General features: G+C 58.7%; 21 protein-coding genes. 10 read left to right on the plus strand and 11 right to left on the minus strand.

Going from position 1 to position 17,131, the window contains the following annotated elements; genetic code table 11:
- Positions 1-100 precede the first annotated feature (100 nt).
- Positions 101-1,069, plus strand: a complete 969-nt coding sequence (locus tag ACWHVV_RS12455; protein ID WP_447926522.1) for a zinc-binding metallopeptidase family protein — start codon at positions 101-103, stop codon at positions 1,067-1,069.
- Between the two features lie 51 nt (positions 1,070-1,120).
- Here the strand turns inward: ACWHVV_RS12455 and ACWHVV_RS12460 are convergent, their stop codons facing one another.
- Complete coding sequence (locus tag ACWHVV_RS12460; protein ID WP_447926523.1) at positions 1,121-1,588, minus strand: helix-turn-helix domain-containing protein; 468 nt, start codon at positions 1,586-1,588, stop codon at positions 1,121-1,123.
- Between the two features lie 73 nt (positions 1,589-1,661).
- Between ACWHVV_RS12460 and ACWHVV_RS12465 the strand changes: the two genes are divergently transcribed.
- Both ACWHVV_RS12465 and ACWHVV_RS12470 read left to right on the plus strand, forming a co-directional pair.
- Positions 1,662-3,047, plus strand: coding sequence for an MFS transporter (locus tag ACWHVV_RS12465; RefSeq protein WP_447926524.1), 1,386 nt, complete (start codon positions 1,662-1,664; stop codon positions 3,045-3,047).
- Complete coding sequence (locus ACWHVV_RS12470; protein ID WP_447926525.1) at positions 3,044-3,553, plus strand: DUF2938 domain-containing protein; 510 nt, start codon at positions 3,044-3,046, stop codon at positions 3,551-3,553. The genes ACWHVV_RS12465 and ACWHVV_RS12470 overlap by 4 nt, the downstream gene beginning before the upstream one ends.
- Before the next feature lie 73 nt (positions 3,554-3,626).
- On the opposite strand, the gene ACWHVV_RS12475 is transcribed toward ACWHVV_RS12470, so the two are convergent.
- Positions 3,627-4,478 (minus strand): LysR family transcriptional regulator, encoded by an 852-nt coding sequence (locus ACWHVV_RS12475; protein ID WP_447926526.1) that lies wholly within the window; start codon positions 4,476-4,478, stop codon positions 3,627-3,629.
- Between the two features lie 186 nt (positions 4,479-4,664).
- Between ACWHVV_RS12475 and ACWHVV_RS12480 the strand changes: the two genes are divergently transcribed.
- Positions 4,665-5,624 carry an AEC family transporter gene (locus tag ACWHVV_RS12480; protein WP_447926527.1) on the plus strand — a complete coding sequence of 320 codons (960 nt, stop codon included), beginning with the start codon at positions 4,665-4,667 and terminating at the stop codon, positions 5,622-5,624.
- Positions 5,625-5,669: 45 nt separating this feature from the next.
- Here the strand turns inward: ACWHVV_RS12480 and ACWHVV_RS12485 are convergent, their stop codons facing one another.
- The 3 genes from ACWHVV_RS12485 to ACWHVV_RS12495 all read right to left on the minus strand — a co-directional run bounded on the left by ACWHVV_RS12485 (position 5,670) and on the right by ACWHVV_RS12495 (position 7,305).
- Complete coding sequence (locus tag ACWHVV_RS12485) at positions 5,670-6,101, minus strand: GNAT family N-acetyltransferase (RefSeq protein ID WP_447926528.1); 432 nt, start codon at positions 6,099-6,101, stop codon at positions 5,670-5,672.
- Between the two features lie 40 nt (positions 6,102-6,141).
- Positions 6,142-6,456 carry a hypothetical protein gene (locus ACWHVV_RS12490; protein ID WP_447926529.1) on the minus strand — a complete coding sequence of 105 codons (315 nt, stop codon included), beginning with the start codon at positions 6,454-6,456 and terminating at the stop codon, positions 6,142-6,144.
- Between the two features lie 93 nt (positions 6,457-6,549).
- On the minus strand, positions 6,550-7,305 hold the full coding sequence (locus ACWHVV_RS12495) for an ArsR/SmtB family transcription factor (protein WP_447926530.1): 756 nt from the start codon (positions 7,303-7,305) through the stop codon (positions 6,550-6,552).
- Positions 7,306-7,376: 71 nt separating this feature from the next.
- Between ACWHVV_RS12495 and ACWHVV_RS12500 the strand changes: the two genes are divergently transcribed.
- Complete coding sequence (locus tag ACWHVV_RS12500) at positions 7,377-7,724, plus strand: NIPSNAP family protein (protein WP_447926531.1); 348 nt, start codon at positions 7,377-7,379, stop codon at positions 7,722-7,724.
- Positions 7,721-8,068, plus strand: coding sequence for an antibiotic biosynthesis monooxygenase family protein (locus ACWHVV_RS12505; RefSeq protein WP_447926532.1), 348 nt, complete (start codon positions 7,721-7,723; stop codon positions 8,066-8,068). Before ACWHVV_RS12500 ends, ACWHVV_RS12505 begins: the two co-directional genes overlap by 4 nt.
- Here ACWHVV_RS12505 and ACWHVV_RS12510 read toward each other — a convergent pair whose 3' ends face one another.
- Entirely contained in the window at positions 8,069-9,022 is a 954-nt protein-coding gene (locus tag ACWHVV_RS12510) for a LysR family transcriptional regulator (protein ID WP_447926533.1), read from the minus strand.
- Positions 9,023-9,120: 98 nt separating this feature from the next.
- Between ACWHVV_RS12510 and ACWHVV_RS12515 the strand changes: the two genes are divergently transcribed.
- Positions 9,121-9,612 (plus strand): GNAT family N-acetyltransferase, encoded by a 492-nt coding sequence (locus ACWHVV_RS12515; RefSeq protein ID WP_447926534.1) that lies wholly within the window; start codon positions 9,121-9,123, stop codon positions 9,610-9,612.
- 42 nt (positions 9,613-9,654) lie between these two features.
- On the opposite strand, the gene ACWHVV_RS12520 is transcribed toward ACWHVV_RS12515, so the two are convergent.
- A complete protein-coding gene (locus ACWHVV_RS12520) occupies positions 9,655-10,041 on the minus strand; it encodes an NUDIX domain-containing protein (protein ID WP_447926535.1) in 387 nt (128 codons plus the stop codon).
- 174 nt (positions 10,042-10,215) lie between these two features.
- Between ACWHVV_RS12520 and ACWHVV_RS12525 the strand changes: the two genes are divergently transcribed.
- Positions 10,216-11,046: an AraC family transcriptional regulator gene (locus tag ACWHVV_RS12525; protein ID WP_447926536.1), complete on the plus strand. Its 831-nt coding sequence runs from the start codon at positions 10,216-10,218 to the stop codon at positions 11,044-11,046.
- 39 nt (positions 11,047-11,085) lie between these two features.
- Positions 11,086-11,700 carry a LysE family translocator gene (locus tag ACWHVV_RS12530; RefSeq protein WP_447926537.1) on the plus strand — a complete coding sequence of 205 codons (615 nt, stop codon included), beginning with the start codon at positions 11,086-11,088 and terminating at the stop codon, positions 11,698-11,700.
- 28 nt (positions 11,701-11,728) lie between these two features.
- Here the strand turns inward: ACWHVV_RS12530 and ACWHVV_RS12535 are convergent, their stop codons facing one another.
- The gene (locus ACWHVV_RS12535) at positions 11,729-12,196 is read right to left on the minus strand and encodes a 2TM domain-containing protein (RefSeq protein WP_447926538.1); all 468 of its coding nucleotides are present in this window, start codon (positions 12,194-12,196) and stop codon (positions 11,729-11,731) included.
- Positions 12,197-12,516: 320 nt separating this feature from the next.
- Here ACWHVV_RS12535 and ACWHVV_RS12540 point away from each other — a divergent pair, with 320 nt between their 5' ends.
- Positions 12,517-13,251 carry an SDR family oxidoreductase gene (locus ACWHVV_RS12540; protein WP_447926539.1) on the plus strand — a complete coding sequence of 245 codons (735 nt, stop codon included), beginning with the start codon at positions 12,517-12,519 and terminating at the stop codon, positions 13,249-13,251.
- Positions 13,252-13,340: 89 nt separating this feature from the next.
- Here the strand turns inward: ACWHVV_RS12540 and ACWHVV_RS12545 are convergent, their stop codons facing one another.
- From ACWHVV_RS12545 to trpB, 3 genes are all read right to left on the minus strand, one after another.
- Positions 13,341-14,858 carry a Fic family protein gene (locus ACWHVV_RS12545; protein WP_447926540.1) on the minus strand — a complete coding sequence of 506 codons (1,518 nt, stop codon included), beginning with the start codon at positions 14,856-14,858 and terminating at the stop codon, positions 13,341-13,343.
- Positions 14,859-15,047: 189 nt separating this feature from the next.
- Entirely contained in the window at positions 15,048-15,908 is an 861-nt protein-coding gene (gene trpA / locus ACWHVV_RS12550; RefSeq protein ID WP_447926541.1) for a tryptophan synthase subunit alpha, read from the minus strand.
- The gene (gene trpB, locus ACWHVV_RS12555) at positions 15,905-17,122 is read right to left on the minus strand and encodes a tryptophan synthase subunit beta (protein ID WP_447926542.1); all 1,218 of its coding nucleotides are present in this window, start codon (positions 17,120-17,122) and stop codon (positions 15,905-15,907) included. Before trpB ends, trpA begins: the two co-directional genes overlap by 4 nt.
- Positions 17,123-17,131: the final 9 nt, after the last annotated feature.

Here is a 17,131-nt window from a genome sequence, read left to right on the forward strand (position 1 = left end):
GAAGCAATCTCTACAGCAGGCGTTTGAGCAAAGAAGTCATTGGACGCACTCGCCCATCACCGCCTAGACTCAAGACTCCTTTATTGAGAGTGCTTCGCCCATGCGCGTTTTCTCTAATCCGGTCGGTGCGGGTTCGCTTTGGTTCGATAACCTGGTGACCGCCGATGGTATCCCGGTGGCCTATGACCCGCAGGCCCGGGCGTTCATTCCCATGCCGCCGTTTTGCGCCAACCGCGAGGTGATTGGCTGTAACTGGATTGCCGCGCAAAAGGGCCAGCTCTGCCGCGCCTGCGCGATGACCGCCGTGGCGCCGGACCCGACCATTCCCAACGCCATTGCCAACTGGGCGCAAACCGAAGCCGCCAAGCGCTGGGTGATCGACAACCTGGGCCGCTGGAACTGGTTTCGCCCAGAAGACCCGGGCGCGCCGCCGGTGTTCCACCTGCTGGCCGAAGGCAAAAAGCCGGTGATGATGGGCCACGTGGATGGCGTGGTGACGATCAGCATCGCGGAAGCCGACCCGGTGCTGGTGACCACCCGCCGCGAGGCGCTGGACGAGCCCTACCGCACCATGATTGGCCACATGCGTCACGAAATCGCCCACATGCTTTGGTGGCGGTTGAGCCTGCGCGAAGACTTCATGGAGGCGTTTCGCGAGATGTTTGGCGACGAACGCGCCGACTACAGCGAGGCGCTCAAGCACCACTACAACGAAGGCCCGCCGGAAGAGTGGCGCACGGATTTCGTTTCGACCTACGCCTCGGCGCACCCCCACGAAGACTGGGCGGAAACCGTCTCGCACATTCTGCACCTGACCGATATTACCGACAGCTTCGTGTCATCCGGCATGGATTCGCCGGAGCTGCCGCGCGATCACAAGTGGGACGCCTATGCCGAGCCGGACGCCGAGCGCTTGATTCACATCGCCACCGCGCTGATTGCGGGGGTCAACCACGTCAATCGCGCCATGGGCCTGGGGGATGTCTACCCCTTCATGCTCACGCCGGAAACGCTCAAGAAGCTCGTATTCGTGCACAGCTGGCTGCGCCGCGGGGCGCAGGGGCTATAGCGTTAGCGTTTACGCCATGCCCTGCTACTGTGCAGGGCATGGCGAATTGACTTACGGCTTTTTATAAGCCGCCTTACCTGGCTTTGAAGCCTCTCTCGCCTTTGCTTTTTTCTGGCCACCCGGTTTTGCTGCCTGGCGCGTCTGGGCAATGCGCATCAGGCGCTGGAAGGTGGGGCAATCAAGGTGGCTGGTCGCCGTGCAGTTCGCTACGTGGCGCAAACCATCTCGAAGCGCCGTCATTTCCTTGATGTGATGATCCAACTGATCCGCCTTGGCACTCACCTTATCGCGGTCGACCTGCGGTCGGCCTTCGTCGCCGAACATGTCGCGTATTTCGGTTAGCGAAAACCCGGCCGTTTGCGCGAGCGCAATGAGCGATAAACGCGTCCTCACGCTAGTGTCGAATACCCGGCGCAGCCCGTTTCGGCCTACGGACCGAATCAGCCCCACCTCTTCGTAATAGCGAAGTTTCGAGGCGGCAACGCCGCTTTCACGCGAAAGTTCAGTAATATCGAGCATGGCCCTTGACTTGAAGTCGACTTGAAGTAATAGGCTACTTATCTTCTTTTAGTGCTTCAAGGATATCAAGAAGATGACGATCGCCTCACCTAATCCTCCATTGAACTTTAAACCTGGTCCGGCCTTCGCGCTGCTTGCCCTTATTCAGGCAACGCTCATATTCACGATTACCTTGATCGCCGTCCCCTTGCCTTTGATCGCCAGCGAGTTTGGTTTGGGAACCGCAGACCTGGTAATGCTCCAAATCGCCTATGGCCTGCCCTATAGCGGTCTATTGTTACTTGGCGGCAATCTAACCGATCGTTTTGGTGGCACCTTGCTGCTTCGCAAAGGTCTCTGGATCTTTGGTTTCGCCTCATTAGGAGCGGCGTTAGCCCCCTTCTTCGAGCTTCTTATTGCAATGCGCGGGTTACAGGGAGTTGGGGCGGCCATGGTAGCGCCCGCGGCGCTCGCGCAGGTAGCTGAGCTGTTTCATGGTAAAGATTTCGAACGCGCTATGGCGCGATGGGGTGGCATTTCAGTACTAGGTGCCGCGGCAGGAACCGTTCTATCCGGCATCGTGACCACGTGGGTTTCATGGCGCTGGATGTTCCTTGTACCTTGCGGCGTTACCGCTATCGGTCTGTCGATGAGTAAACACCTGTTACGCGATATGCCGAGCAGGGATCAGGCACAACCGTTGGACCTGGCAGGGGCTTTACTCGCATTGTCAGGGCTATCGAGCGGCGGATACGGTCTGGCGATGGGCAGCGAAACCGGCTGGACCTCACCTCTCGTTCTAGTTGCATTGGTATTGGGTGCAGTTTCATTGGTAGTGTTTGTATGGCATGAGCGTCGAGTGGTCTCGCCTTTACTGCCTCTCGATTTTATACGTGATACAAAGCGCTTGGGCGGCGCTTTAGGCATCTTTTTGGCAGCTGCCAGCATGGGGTTAGTCACCTTCATTTTGGCCCTCTACTTTCAGGGCGAACCGGGGTGGAGTCCACTGGCAACGGCGGGTGCAATGGTACCTTTCCTCGCCGTTCTAATATTAGGTAATAGACCCTCTGGCTTCGTCGTTGCACGTTTAGGTGCCATGAACGCTATGTCGCTCGGGCTCCTGCTAGCGGGTATCGGCCTTTGGTTGCTGGCGGGCTTCAGTCAGGATTACCTGCTCGATGTATTGCCGGGGTTATTGCTATTACCTGGAGGCACTTCCCTCACCTTCGCGGCCTCAGCGGTGTTAATGACCCAGGGCGTCCCACCTGCACGCATGGGGCTCGCCGGGGGCGTAATGAATACCGCCATGGAGCTTGGCCCTACTGCCGGGCTAGCCGCATTCATGACATTCACGACATTTCGTGTCGACATCCAGGCAGGCTGGATGCTGGTATTCATGGTGTCAGGCAGCGCCGTATTTCTACTCGCTCTATGGACCCTTCTGGTCGTTAGGAAAACGGGCCCTGGAGCACGCACATGAACAGCTTCTTGATTGACGCCCTGATACTCGGGATAGGGGCAACGGTGTTTATGGATGTCGTTGCGCTGTTACAAAAGCGACTGCTAGGGGTCCCCTCGTTAAATTACGCGATGGTCGGGCGCTGGCTGGGGCATTTGCCCGGCGGCACTTGGGTACACCGGCCTATAGGCCAAAGTGCGCCGATTCGTGCTGAGCAGTCCCTGGGCTGGGCGGCGCACTACCTGATCGGCATCGCTTTCGCGCTGACGTTTTTACTCATCACTGGGCCTGCGTGGCTGGCCTACCCCAAGCTTGTGCCTGCGCTAGGGTTCGGTGTCATCACCGTACTGGCGCCTTTTTTAATCCTGCAACCGGGCATGGGCGCAGGCCTGGCCGCGCGTAAAACACCCGCCCCCAACACGGCCAGATGCCGCAGCCTTTTAGCACACGCAAGCTTTGGCGCCGGGTTATGGGCTGCCGGATGGGGTTATGGGGTTATGGGGTTATCGGCTTATGTTTTGAATTAGGGAAAAATGCCTCGCATTAAGTCGAGGCGTTTTATCAAACATCGAGGCGCCGCTTTCCAATAAAAGTGCGCTGTCACTCAACGAGCGAACGACTCAGGTAGCGGGCAAACCGTTCGTGCAGCTCGCTGGTGTTCGAAACACTGAGCACCAGCTGGATGGACGGTAAATCCGGTACACCGTTGGCCTCGGAAAGTACGCAAAGCTCCTCGGTCAGCGCGCTTTGGGGAAGAATCCCTACGCCCAGCCCACTAATGACCGCCTTTTTGACGTTATCGAATGACCCGCTCACGTAGGAAAAATAGTGCGAGCGGCCGACACTCTTGAGCGCCGTGACGGCGCTATTGCGGATCACACACCCGTCCATAAACGTGGCCAGCGCGATATCGCCCATCTCATCGAAATGGACGGCGCCGGCGCTTACCCAGAAAAGCGGCTCGACCTGAATGATCTGCTCGGTTTTCGAAACCACGGGCTGGCCCGCAATGCCTTTGAGAATCACCATATCGAGCTGCTGCTTTTCGGCCATCGCGGAAAGCACCGCCGAAGAAGCCGCGGTGACTTCAACCCGTAGCCCCGGGTTTTCTTCCAAACAAAGCGAAATCACCTTGTGAAGATTGCTCACCGCGAAGTCGTCCGGCACGCCCAGCGATATCTTTCCTTCCAGGCGTGAGGCCTTTAACGCATTAACCGCTCGGCTCGTGCGGTGAAGAATATCTCGAGCCGCCGGCAGTAGCCGCCGCCCTTGTTCGGTAAGGCCCATCACCTGGCCCTGGCGGCGCTCGATCAAGCGACAGCCCACCTCCTCTTCCAGGCGCTTGAGGCCCACGCTAAGCGTCGATTGAGTACGCGCCAGCGCCTCGCTCGCCCGGCCAAACCCGCCGTGCTGCGCCACCGCCACGAAGGCGCGCAGCTGCTCAAGCGTCATACCGCGCCCTTTCAATAAATCGTCGTCTTGCCCCGCTGAATGCATGGCCGCCCCGCCTCCCCAACATTGATAAAAGCGATTTTAACAGCGACATAATTCATTTAACAAAAAACGAACGGGCCGTGAAAATCGCTCGAGTCGAGGGGCCTTGCTACTCCCCACATTATTCAAACCGTGAGAAATGCCATGTTCATGATCGTTGTCCCCATTTTTATGGTGATTCTTCTAGGCTACGGCTTCGGGAAGGTAAAACCGGATAGCGGAAGTTCGGATAAGCTCATCAATGATTACGTCTTATACATCGCGCTGCCCGCCCTGCTTTTTCTGGCCATTGCCAACGCGGATATCGACGAACTCAAACAGTGGGGCTTCATCGGCGCCTCCCTTGTGGGCATTGTGGTCATTTACGTAGTGGCGGGGCTGATAGCCAGGTTCAAAGGCGTTTCGCTTCCGCAGTCTTCGATCCTCAGCATGGGCGCCTGCTATGGCACGACCGGCTATATGGGCGTGCCCATTCTGATTTCCGTGTACGGCCAGGAGGCCGCACTGCCGGCCGCCATCGCGACGATCCTGCACAATATTCCCGCCATCATGGCCGTTATCATCAGTTGGGACCTGTTCGCCAGCCGCCAGCGCGCGGAACACACCTCGGCGGTGGCCAGCCTCTGGAAAGCCTTTAAGACGACGTTCACCAACCCGCTGACCGTATCGGTACTCGCCGGGCTCGTCTTCGTACTGTTCGGTATCAAAGTGCCCGCTTTTTTGGACGCGTTTGCCAGCTTTCTGGGGAGTGCGGCGGGCCCAACGGCACTGTTTGCCCTGGGGCTTGGCTTATCCCGGCTCAATATGAAAGAGCACGTGACCGGGGAAGCAATGGGTATCGTCGCGCCCATGCTGGTGCTCAAGATATTTCTACAGCCCGCCATTACGCTGCTGGCGGGCGTGTATCTCTTTGGCATGGGGGAAGAGAGCGCCCTTTGGCTGGCGGCGGCGGTGGTCATGGCGGCGCAGCCGATCGGCGCGGGGGTTTATGTATTCGCGAAGAAGTATGACTACCGCCAGGACACGATATCGCTGGCCATCATCGCGTCTTTATTGGTGTCGCTGATGACCCTGCCGGTCATTTTAAGCCTGATGCGCGGTTAAAGCGGCGATCAAAGGTGCAGGGCCCAGGCGTTGCTTGAAAAGTGCTTAAGCGTTGGGGCCGGCATCGTTGATGAACGAGTAGAGCGAGATATCGCTACGAAACTCCCAGCCCAGATTTTCCCAAAAGCGCTTGCCGGCGGCGTTATCCACCAGCAGCATCAAATGCGACTTGTGAATGCCCTCCTCTTTCAGCCCATCCAGGCAGCGCTTTACCAACGCTCGGCCAATGCCCTGCTCGCGCTCGCCGGGTGCGACGCACAGGTGCTGGATAAACCCGCGGTGGCCGTCGTGGCCACCCATGATGGTGCCCACCAGTACACCGTCACGCTCGGCGATCACGCTCAGCCCCGGGTTGCGCTCAAGGTAGCGCGCAATGCCCTCGCGGGAATCCACTTCGCGTAGCCGCACGCCCGGCGTTTGCTGCCAAAGCGCCACGGCAGCGGCGTAATCGTCGAGGGTCATGGGGCGGTAGTGCATTGATTCACTCTCATTTATTGATGGTTAAGCCAGGCCCGGCTTAAAAGCTGATACCCAGACGCAGCGCCTGAAGGCCATCGAGGGTCACACTGACCTCGTCGGAAAACACCGGGTGCCCTTCGATTCCCAGGTTCAGTGCCGCTTGCGAGCCACGATAGCTCACGTTCAGCGTTATTTCCGTCGAGGTACTCACCGGCGCCCAAAGCCCGTACTCGACGCTTTCCACATTCACGCCGGAGAGCCCGCGCTCATCGAGCGCCTGCTGCACCTCCTGCTCCACGGCGTGGCCGTAGTAGAAATAAACGCCCGCATAACCCAGTGCCAGCACCCCGATCAATGAAATCAGCTTACCCATGAAAATCCTTTCAAAATTGCCGCACTTGGCGGACAGAGGGCGACGATAATGGCGAGTGTAGGTTAAACAAACAAGCGAAACAGGGCCTGCGTGTTATTCAAGTCCAAGGGCTAACGGCGTTACCGTTTCGTGGGTAAGCGATTGCTCCGCCCTGGCCGATTGCTCACCGGGCAGCGCCAAAGTAGCCCAAAGTGCTTTTTCACCCGCTTCGCTGAACGTGATGATGCGCGATTCGTGTTCACGTCTCGCCCAGCCGAGCGCCTGGATGCGGGTCAGCAGCGCGCTGCCCAAGGCGCCTGCCAAGTGGTGTCGGCGCTCGCTCCAGTCAAGGCAGGTTCGACATAGCGGGCGCTTGGCGCGGGCAAGAATGTCGGCGTCGATGCCCCACTGCATAAACCAGCTGCGACCCTGGTCGGTAAGCGTTAACCCGTCCGTATGCGGCTGCAAGATAGCGGCTTGCAGCATCCGCTCGTACATCGCCACGCCCAACTCCCCCGCCAAATGGTCGTAGCAGATACGCGCCTTACGCAGTGCCGGGTCGCGCGGGCCGGTAAAACGGGGTGTGCTCTGGCTTTTAAACGCCAGGCCCATCAGCGATTCGAGAAGACTTGCCAACTCTGGGCCCGCCAACCTGAAATAGCGGTGGCGGCCCTGCTTTTCCACCGCGAGCAGCTCGGCCTCGAGCAACTTGCCCAAATGAAAACTGATGGTCTGTTTGGTGACCCCGGCGGTATCCGCAAGCTCCGTGGCGGTTAACGCACAGCCGGACATCAGCGCCGAAAGAACTTCGGCTCTGGTGTTATCTCCGATAAGCGCGGCAACGCGCACGATGTTGGGGCCTTCACTCATGGTTCGATTCTAATCGAACCATCCTGGGTCAACAACGCGGTATCGTTCTTGCGACTTCCAAGGAGAACGCCATGACGATTACCTGCATGATTCGCTACGAGATCGACCCTTTCCAGCTTAGTGCTTTCAAGGAATACGCCGAGAAATGGGGCGAGATCATTCCCCGCTGTGGCGGCCATCTCATCGGCTATTTTCTGCCCCACGAGGGCACCAATCATGTTGCCTGGGGATTGGTGGCCTTCGACAGCCTGGCGGCTTACGAAGCCTATCGCGCAAGGCTTCAAGAGGACGACGCTGGGCAGACAAACTTTGCCCTGGCGCAGACCCGACGCTTCATTCTCAAGGAAGAACGCAGTTTCGTGGAAGCGGTACCCGGGACGCTTGGCATAAAACCCCGGGATGCCTGGAGCGCGCTATGATCGCCGTCCTGTTCGAAGCGCTCCCCCACCCGCACCGTAAGAATGATTATTTAAACGCCGCCAGCGCCCTAGCCCCGCACTTGCAGGAGGTCGACGGTTTTATCTCCATCGAGCGCTTCGAAAGCCTTGCCCAGCCGGGCAAGGTTCTATCGCTCTCGTTCTGGCGCGATGAAGACGCGGTCAAGCAGTGGCGCACGTTCGAGGCCCACCGCACCATTCAGAAAGCCGGGCGGGAGACCATCTTTGCCGATTACCGGCTGCGCGTTGCGGCGGTTATTCGCGATTATGGAATGAACGATCGCCGCGAGGCCCCCGTGGATTCAAATACCGCCCACCTTCTCTGATCACGAACGCCGCCCTGGGCCTGTCAAATCCGCATCATTACTCTGCAGTGCGGCCAGCAACTGTTCGCGTATCCATTGGTGGCCAGGCTGGCCGGCGTGACGAACGTGAAAAAGCGCACGCAGCGTGTAGCCTGGCATCTCGAAGGGGACGTCGTGCACGGTGAAAGGCACCGAAGCTACCCACTGCTGGGCGGCTCGGCGTGGCAGCATGAACAGATAATCGGAACGCGCGAGGAGATAGGGCGCGGCCATGAGGCTCGGCAACTCAACGGCGACATCCCGCTGGAGTCCTTGCCGCGTCAAAGCGGCGTCGGCCACGCTAGTCGCATCATTCCAGGGCAGGACGGCGATATGCCGCTCGGCCAGATACTGTTCGAGCGACAGGTACTCATCGATGCGTGGATGACCCTGGCGGGCGATTACCACATAGTCATCCGCCAGGCAGTCCAGCGCTTCGATACCCTCAGGCAGCACCGACTGCCCATGGGAGACGCTCAGCGCGAACTGAACTCGCCCTTCGCGCAGATCGTTGAGCGATTCGCGGTGGGCGGCGTGGATGATCCTAAGATGCAACCAGGGCGCAAGACGCTCCAGCCGAGCGACCAGCGGAGGTAACAGAGCGTAGGCGGTATAATCGGTCGCCGCGAAAGTGAAGGTTTGTACGCTGGTAGCAGGCACGAACGGCTCTGCCCCCACGAGCCTGTCCGACAAAAGATGCAGCGCTTGCGCCACACCACCGGCCATCCGTTCGGCCTGCGCCGTAGGTTGCATGGCGCTGCCGGTACGAACAAAGAGCTCGTCGGCGAGTGCATCGCGCAGGCGCGATAGCGCATGGCTGCAGGCCGACGGGCTCATGGCAAGCTCATCGGCAGCCAGCGTCACGCTGCGGCGGCGGTATAGGGCATCGAAGACCAGCAGCAGGTTCAGATCGAGACGGCGAAGAGTGGAGTGCATGGTGTGCATTACCGCTTGAATAGAATGCAGAGCATACACCTTTGATTTTCTTTATCCTGCTGTCAACGAATCATACGGAACACCAAGGAGCCCACCTTATGAATCAACCCGCCCTGCGCACCGCCACACCCGCCGATGCCGACCGCTGCTACGACATCGAGGCCGCCGCCTACGAGGGCGACGAAGGCGCCACAAAAGAGAAGATCGCCACGCGCATCGCGCAGTACCCGGAGGGGTTTCTGGTCATGACGCTGGACGAAGAAGTCATCGGCTTTATCAACAGCGGCTGCGCGCAGGATGTCGTGATGTCCGACGAGGCGTTCAAGGAGCTCGTGGGCCACGACCCCGCCGCGCCTAACGTGGTCATCATGTCGGTGGTGATCGACCCCGCCTACCAGGGCAAGGGCTACGCCTCTACCCTGATGCGCGCCTTCGTGGAGCGCATGAAAGGGCTTGGCAAGGAAACCATTCACCTGATGTGCAAGGAGCACCACGTCGAGCTCTACCGGCGTATGGGGTATCGCTACGTCAAACCCTCCGATTCCGACCACGGTGGCATGGCGTGGCACGAGATGATGATGGCGTTATAAAGGCGCGTGCCACCGCTAACGAGCCCATGGCGAACAGCGCCGCTACCGGTTAGCGACGCGCCGCCATGCATCAATGGAGCGAACGTAGCCCTTGGGCAAGTTGCCAGGTAACGCATCGACAGGAAAAGTATCGATTTTGGCATGTTCGTGGCTAACCCGCGGCTCAAAGCCGCCCACCAGCCGACAGCCATAGGTCACGATGAACACGTGCTTGCCGGGAATAACCTCGAACAGGTAGCTGTCGATAATGCCCTGAGCGGCTACCTCGACATCCAGCTCCTCTTTGAACTCTCTCTCCATACACCGACAGGAGCTCTCGCCGACTTCGATACGCCCGCCGGGCAACTCCCACTCGTTGCGATCATTGAGCGCCAGCACGACCTCGCTTGAGGGCAGTAGCAAGACGCCTTTAATGGAGACTGGAAACATGCTTTTCCTTGTTATCGATCAGTTAGCCTTGATGGATACGGCATAGCGCCAGGCCTGACGCCATACCACTGACCATACTCGCCCCTTCAAGCCTCATCGATTGAGCAATTATGTACAAGCACAGAATGGCCATGCTGGCTTAAGCTAGCGGGGTAACGCATCAGGGAGCGCGCAATGCCTAACGCTAGCCAATTTCAGTTCATCAAGAGCCAGCACGTGCCAGGCCTGACGGTGCTACACGCGGCCCTCGACGACTTTCGCTACGACCGCCACGCTCACGAAGAGTACGCCTTCGGTGTGACGCTTTCCGGGCGCCAGGATTTCTTTAGCGGCGGGCAGTTTCACAAAAGCCCGCCGGGCAACGTCATTGTGTTCAACCCGGAGGAAGTGCACGACGGCCAACCCGGCGGCGAGCACACGCTGGGTTACCTGATGCTGTACGCCGACCCGGCGCAGGTGAATCCGCTGTTTGCCGAGGTGCTGGGGCGCCATACCAGCGCCGGCTTTCGCTCCCCCAATACGCTCATTCAGGATACCCGCTTGCGCGGCGCTATCATGGAACTGGCGCGGCTGGTGACCCGTAACGTAGGCAGCGCCATCGACCAGGAAAACGCGCTTTACCAGATCGTGGAGCGAAGCGTGCAGCTGGGCGGCGCGCCGTCTACCGATACGCTCACCACACGCCCCGAGGCCCTGCTGACTCGGGCGAAGGCGTATATTCACGCCCACCTGGAACGGGATATTTCCCTCGATGAAATAAGCCAGGCGGCGCATCTTTCCAAGTACCACTTTTTGCGCCTGTTTCGAGCGCATTACGGCATCACGCCGCACCAGTACGTGATCAGCTGCCGCATCAACGCCGCCCGCGCGGCGCTCGCCCAGGGCGTTTCGCTGAATGAGGTCGCCCTGCGTTTTGGCTTTGCCGATCTCAGCCATTTCATCCGCCGCTTCAAGCGCATTTACGCCGTGACGCCCCACCAGTACCAGCGCGACATCGTCCGCTAATCACTCGCCAACCGACCGACCACCGCACGAGGTTTTACCATGCTGGGAATCATTGCCTACGCGCTGGGCGTCATGTACACGCCCGGGCCCGTGAATCTGCTCGGCTTGAATATGGGGGTCAACGGCCAGGCCAGGCGCTCGGTCGGCTTCTGCCTTGGCGTGGGCAGCGCCATGCTGGTTTACCTGTTGGTGCTGGGCTGGGCAGGGGCTGCATGGATCGACGACCAGGCGCTGGTGGCGGTTAGCGCCTTGGGCTGCGCCTACATATTGTACCTTGCCTTCAAAATCGCCCGCGCCAGCGGAAAGCTTGAAACCGAGGCCGCTACCCCGCGCCTTTTGAGTTTTCGCGATGGGCTTTTCATGCAGCTACTCAACCCCAAAGCCCTGGTCGCCACCCTGCCCATCACCACGCTGCAATTTCCCGCAGCGGGTATTCAAGGCGCTAGCCTGGCCGTCTGGGCGGTAGCGCTCGCGCTGCTGGCCGCCGGCGCCCCGGCAAGCTATATGCTGGCGGGCCAGTTGATCGGCCTACGCATCCAAAGCCCTGGCGTCGTGAAGGGCTTCAACGGGGTCATGGCCGGGCTTTTGGCCGCCGTGGCACTATCGATCGGGTTCGAGCACGTATGGCTGCCGCTTGCTACTTCGATCAGCTAGCGAAACGAAGCAGTCGAGAAGAAGCAGCTTACAGCTTTCTGCCCAGCCTCTTCTCGATCTGTTTTTTCTCCCACTCCGGCCCGAAGAAGTTCAGTACTTCAAAAGCACTCAAGCCATGGCTGATAATGCCTATGCCCCACCCCATGGCCGGCCACCATGCCCACATATACCCCGTTCCACTGACGAGATTAATGACAAACAGCAGTGAGATGATCAGCACATAAGAAATAAGATGGGCATAAAAATCCTTGATGGCCCTTACCTTTTCTATAACGGATTTCTCATTGTCGGTTAGTGTGATTTCGCTGTTCATTTCGGGTTCTCTCTCGAGGTCTGCGACATTGATTTCAAATACAGCAGCCAAGGATTTAAGAGACTCAAGCCCCGGTTTATGCCCGCTCTCTATTCGCTGGACGGTTCTAACGCTCAATCCACTGAGTTGAGACAACTGATCCTGGGACCAACCACGCTGCAACCTGAGTTTTCTAACGATCATTGTGTAATCCTTGCTGCTGTTCCAGAAACCATCATCGAAGCCGATAGCGCTTCCAGCAACGTCACCAACACGACAGCGGCCTGACAGTTTATTATTTTCAATAGCTTACTTTGGAAAACTCTTTGAATACGCGGGCCAGGTCTTTCAGACGAGCGCGTTCAGACATGGGGTGTCTATCGTTTAGATAACGCTAAAACGTCTGTACCTGCAATACGCAAATCAGGAGAACCACGTGGCGGTGGCATCGAGGTAATGGTAGTGAAAGGTTTTTCGCCTATGCTGCTACTCATGCCTTCCCCATGCGCTCAATGGAGCACGCAATGCACGAGCAAAAAGTAGCCCTGGTCACCGGTGGCTCGCGCGGTATCGGCGCGAGTATTGCCAAAAAGCTGGCCAGTGATGGCTTCGCGGTGGTCGTTAACTTCACGAGCAACACCAAGGCGGCGGCGCAGGTGGTCGAGGAGATCGAAGCCAGCGGCGGTAAGGCCCACGCCGTTCAAGCGGATATTGCCGATGCCCAGGCGGTACGCGCGCTGTTCGAGGCAACGCTTGCCCAGTGGGGGCGCCTCGACGTGCTGGTCAATAACGCCGGCATCATGAAGCTCGCCCCGCTGGCCGAGATGGACGAAGGTGACGTCGACGCGCAGATCGATACCAACCTGAAAGGCTCGATCAACACCCTGCGCGAGGCAGCGAAACACCTGGAAGACGGCGGTCGCATCGTCAATTTATCGACCAGCGTGGTGGGGCTTAAGCTCGAGAACTACGCGGTGTATGCCGCCACCAAGGCGGCGGTGGAAACCCTAAGTGCGATTCTAGCCAAGGAGCTTCGCGGGCGCAGTATCACCGTGAACGCGGTGGCCCCCGGCCCCACCGCCACGGATCTTTTCCTGAAAGGTAAATCCGACGAGCTGATCGAGCGGCTGGCGAAAATGCCACCGCTCGAGCGCCTCGCGGAGCCCGAGGATATCGCCAATGTGGTCGCCTTTTTGGCCTCCCCGGCCGGGGGCTGGGTGAACGGGCAAACGCTGCGTGCCAACGGCGGCGCTGTTTAGCTTACCGCCTTCTCTTCCCGGCAGTGTTTAACGCTAAAAACTGACACGCGGATGATTGCGTTTATCAGCGTGTCAGCTCAACAAATGATCTATTCTCGTGTATCAGCAGCCTTCTCACTATCTGCGTACTCTTCAAGTACGCGCTTCGCTTCGGCTTCGATCGCTTCTAGAGCATCATCGGGTACCTGATAGCGAAACTGTTTACGGCGGTTATTTGAAAGGCGCCCGTCGTTACTCAGGCACATCATCACAAGGCGCGCCAAGTCGCTACCTCGAATATCATAGGTTTCGTTTATTGCTGCATAAATGCGATCAAAACACGCCAAATAGCGTGTTTCCGTTTTTAACTCATCTTCCAAGGCAGCTTTTGCCATTTTTAGCGTGAACGCCACCGCGGGTGTAGCATCCCAGTATCGGTAAAGCGCATTCAGGCCCTGGTAATTAAAGTGGTATTCATCAGCATCTATCCACCTGACTCGCCAGTATTCGCGAGCTGGTTTCGAAAATTTCTCCAGTGCACTCAGGTAATCATTTTCATGGCGCTTCATGGCCACTGAAATGGGCAACAGATTGTCATGATAGAGCCCGCCCATCCGGCACAGCGTGTGGTGTATCAGAAAGCGTGAAATACGTCCGTTACCGTCCATGAAAGGGTGCAAAAAGACGAAGCCAAAGGAGAGTATCGCCGCAATCACCAGCGGGGAAACACCCTTTTCAGCGTCATGCTCTGAGCATTGATTTGCCCAGTCCATCAGCGCCTTCATTAACGTATGGCAAAGGGTGGGCGGTGGCGGCAGGTAGCTAACACCTAGTGCTCCAGATGAGCCGTTGTGCAGGTAGTTTTGCTCATGTCGAAATGAAGCCGCTTTATCGAAAGCATTGTTGATAGTGCTGTTTTGCAGCTCCACAAGATACGTTTGTGTCAGCGGCTTACGCTCATGAGCCTGGCGAAGAAGCTGCATAAAGCGCTGCTGCTTATCCGGCGTGGGCGATTCTCTTTCAATGGCAAACGACGATTGCGTTTCACTCAGGTAGGCCCACTGAATCGCGCGGTCCAACATTCCCGGGGGCAATGAGTCCATGAAGATGGATGCTTGAGCCAAAATGTCTTCTTCAAGCAGTCCAGCAATCTCGGGCGTACGCCGCACGGTGGCACAATAATCGAGCGTTCCCAGTCCATTGAAATCGATCCGCCAGCGGCTATCGCGCACCGTGGGCCCGGTAATGTAGCGGCCGGGATCAAACAGAGGCACCGCACGACCGCTTACAGCAATCTCGAACGGCAGTGGTTTGACCATCGCCTCGTATAAATAGCCTAACTTTCTTAAATAGATGCCGTTGGGAGAGGCGCCCAGCGCGTCTTGAAGCGGCTTAACTGACAAGTGGGGCAAGGCACCGGCCAGAATGGCCAGATTGATACCTTCGTGCTTAAGGGCGAAAAGTATGTGGTTAAGTAACGAGGCATCAGGAGCGCGCACGGCAGGCACCGCTATCTCTTTTTCCAAAAACATAATGCGCGTAACAGGGCGCACCCTGGCAGGATACTCAGGTGGGCATACGGCCAGATTCAAGTACTCATGAAGGTATGCATAGCCTACCGTTTTCATTGCAGAGCATCCCAAAACCAAAATATTTTGTTCACTTCAACAAGAAAATATTCAGCAAGCAACTAAAACCATTTTTTTTATTAACCCGCACGGCATAACGACACCGTTATTGTTCAAACAACCGCCTACACGCTGCATTAAAGCAGGACAGAACCCGCTTTAACGCAGCACGTATCAAGCACGTATCAATTAACTGATTTGCGGCTCGCGGGCTTCTTCGCGGCAGCGGCGTACGCTCGCCGCCAGTTCACGCACCAGGCCGTGCACCTCGCTCACCGCCTCGTCACCGGTACTGGCCTGCTCGATACGGTCGACCAGCGCGGAGCCTACCACCACGGCGTCGCTGAAGCGCCCGATGGTCGCGGCCTGTTCCGGGGTGCGAATACCGAAGCCCACGCCGATGGGTAGCCGGGTATGGCGTTTAAGATCGGCAACCGCGCGCTCGACATTCTCCGGCGTGGCCGCACCGGCGCCGGTCACACCGGCCACGGAGACGTAGTAGATGAAGCCGGAGGCGTTCGCCAGCACCGTGGGCAGGCGCTTGGCGTCGGTGGTGGGCGTGGCCAGGCGGATGAAGTCGATGCCGTGCCGGGCGGCGGGCTGGCAGAGCTCGTCGTCGTGCTCCGGCGGTAGATCCACCACGATCAGGCCATCCACGCCGGCGCGCGCGGCGTCGGTCAAAAAGCGCTCGACGCCGTAGCAGAAGATGGGGTTGTAGTAGCCCATCAGCACGATCGGCGTGGTGGCGTTCTCTTCACGAAAGCGGCGCACCATCTCGAGAGTTTTGGCCTGGGTCTGGCCACCCTCGAGCGCGCGCAGGGCGGCTTTTTGGATGGCGGGGCCGTCGGCCATGGGGTCGCTGAACGGCATACCCAGCTCGATGATGTCTACCCCCGCTTCCGGCAGGCCGTGCAGCAAACGCCGCGAGGTATCGGCGTCCGGGTCCCCGGCGGTCAGGTAACTGACCAGCGCCGGTCGGTTGTCTTCTTTCAGCGCGGCAAAGCAGTTTTGCAGGCGCGAGGTGGGCGTATGGCGAGCAGCGTGACTCATTTGAATTTATCTCCCAGGTAGTGAGCGACGCTCATCATGTCTTTATCGCCCCGGCCGCTTAAGTTGACGACCATCAGGTGCTCGCGGGGAAGCGTGGGCGCGCGTTTGGCCACTTCGGCCAGGGCGTGGGCGGTTTCGAGCGCCGGGATGATGCCTTCTTGTTGGCAGCAAATTTGGAAGGCCTCGAGCGCTTCGTCATCGGTGGCCGAGACGTACTCGACCCGGCCCTGCTCGTGAAGCCAGGCGTGCTCGGGGCCGATACCGGGGTAATCCAGGCCTGCGGAAATCGAGTGGGCATCGGTAATCTGGCCGTCCTCGTCTTGCAGCAAAAACGTGCGGTTGCCATGCAAAACGCCGGGCGTGCCGCCGTTGAGACTCGCCGCGTGTTTGCCCGTACTCACGCCCTTGCCGCCGGCTTCCACGCCAATCATCTGCACGCTGTCATCGCCAAGGAACGGGTGGAAAAGCCCCATGGCGTTGGAGCCACCGCCAATGCAGGCCACCAGCGAGTCCGGCAGGCGCCCTTCTTTCTCCTGCATCTGGCGGCGGGTTTCATGGCCAATCACCGCCTGAAAATCCCGCACCATGGCCGGGTACGGGTGGGGGCCTGCCACGGTGCCGATGATGTAGAAGGTGTCGTCGATATTACTCACCCAGTCGCGCAACGCCTCGTTCATGGCGTCTTTCAGCGTGCCGGTGCCGGAGGTGACGGGAATGACTTCCGCGCCTAGTAGCTTCATGCGGAACACGTTGGGCTGCTGGCGTTCGATATCCGTGGTGCCCATGTAGATCACACACGACATCCCGAAGCGCGCCGCCACGGTAGCCGTGGCCACACCGTGCATGCCCGCGCCGGTCTCGGCGATGATGCGCTTTTTGCCCATCTGCTTGGCCAGCAGCACTTGGCCGATGCAGTTATTGATCTTGTGCGCGCCGGTGTGGTTGAGCTCTTCGCGCTTTAAGTAGATGCGGGCACCGCCAAAGTGCTCGGTCAGCCGCTCGGCGAAGTAAAGCGGGCTGGGGCGGCCAACGTAGTCGTTTTGGAAATAGGCAAGCTTTCGCTGAAATTCCGGATCATTCTTGGCTACGGCGTACTCGTCCCGCAGCTCGTTGATCAGCGGCATCAGCGTTTCCGCGACGAAACGGCCGCCGAAGCTCCCAAACATGCCGTTGCCATCGGGCAGGCTAGCGGGTGGAGTAAAGGGTTGGTTCATCACGACCTC

The organism is Vreelandella sp. EE27, assembly GCF_968206495.1.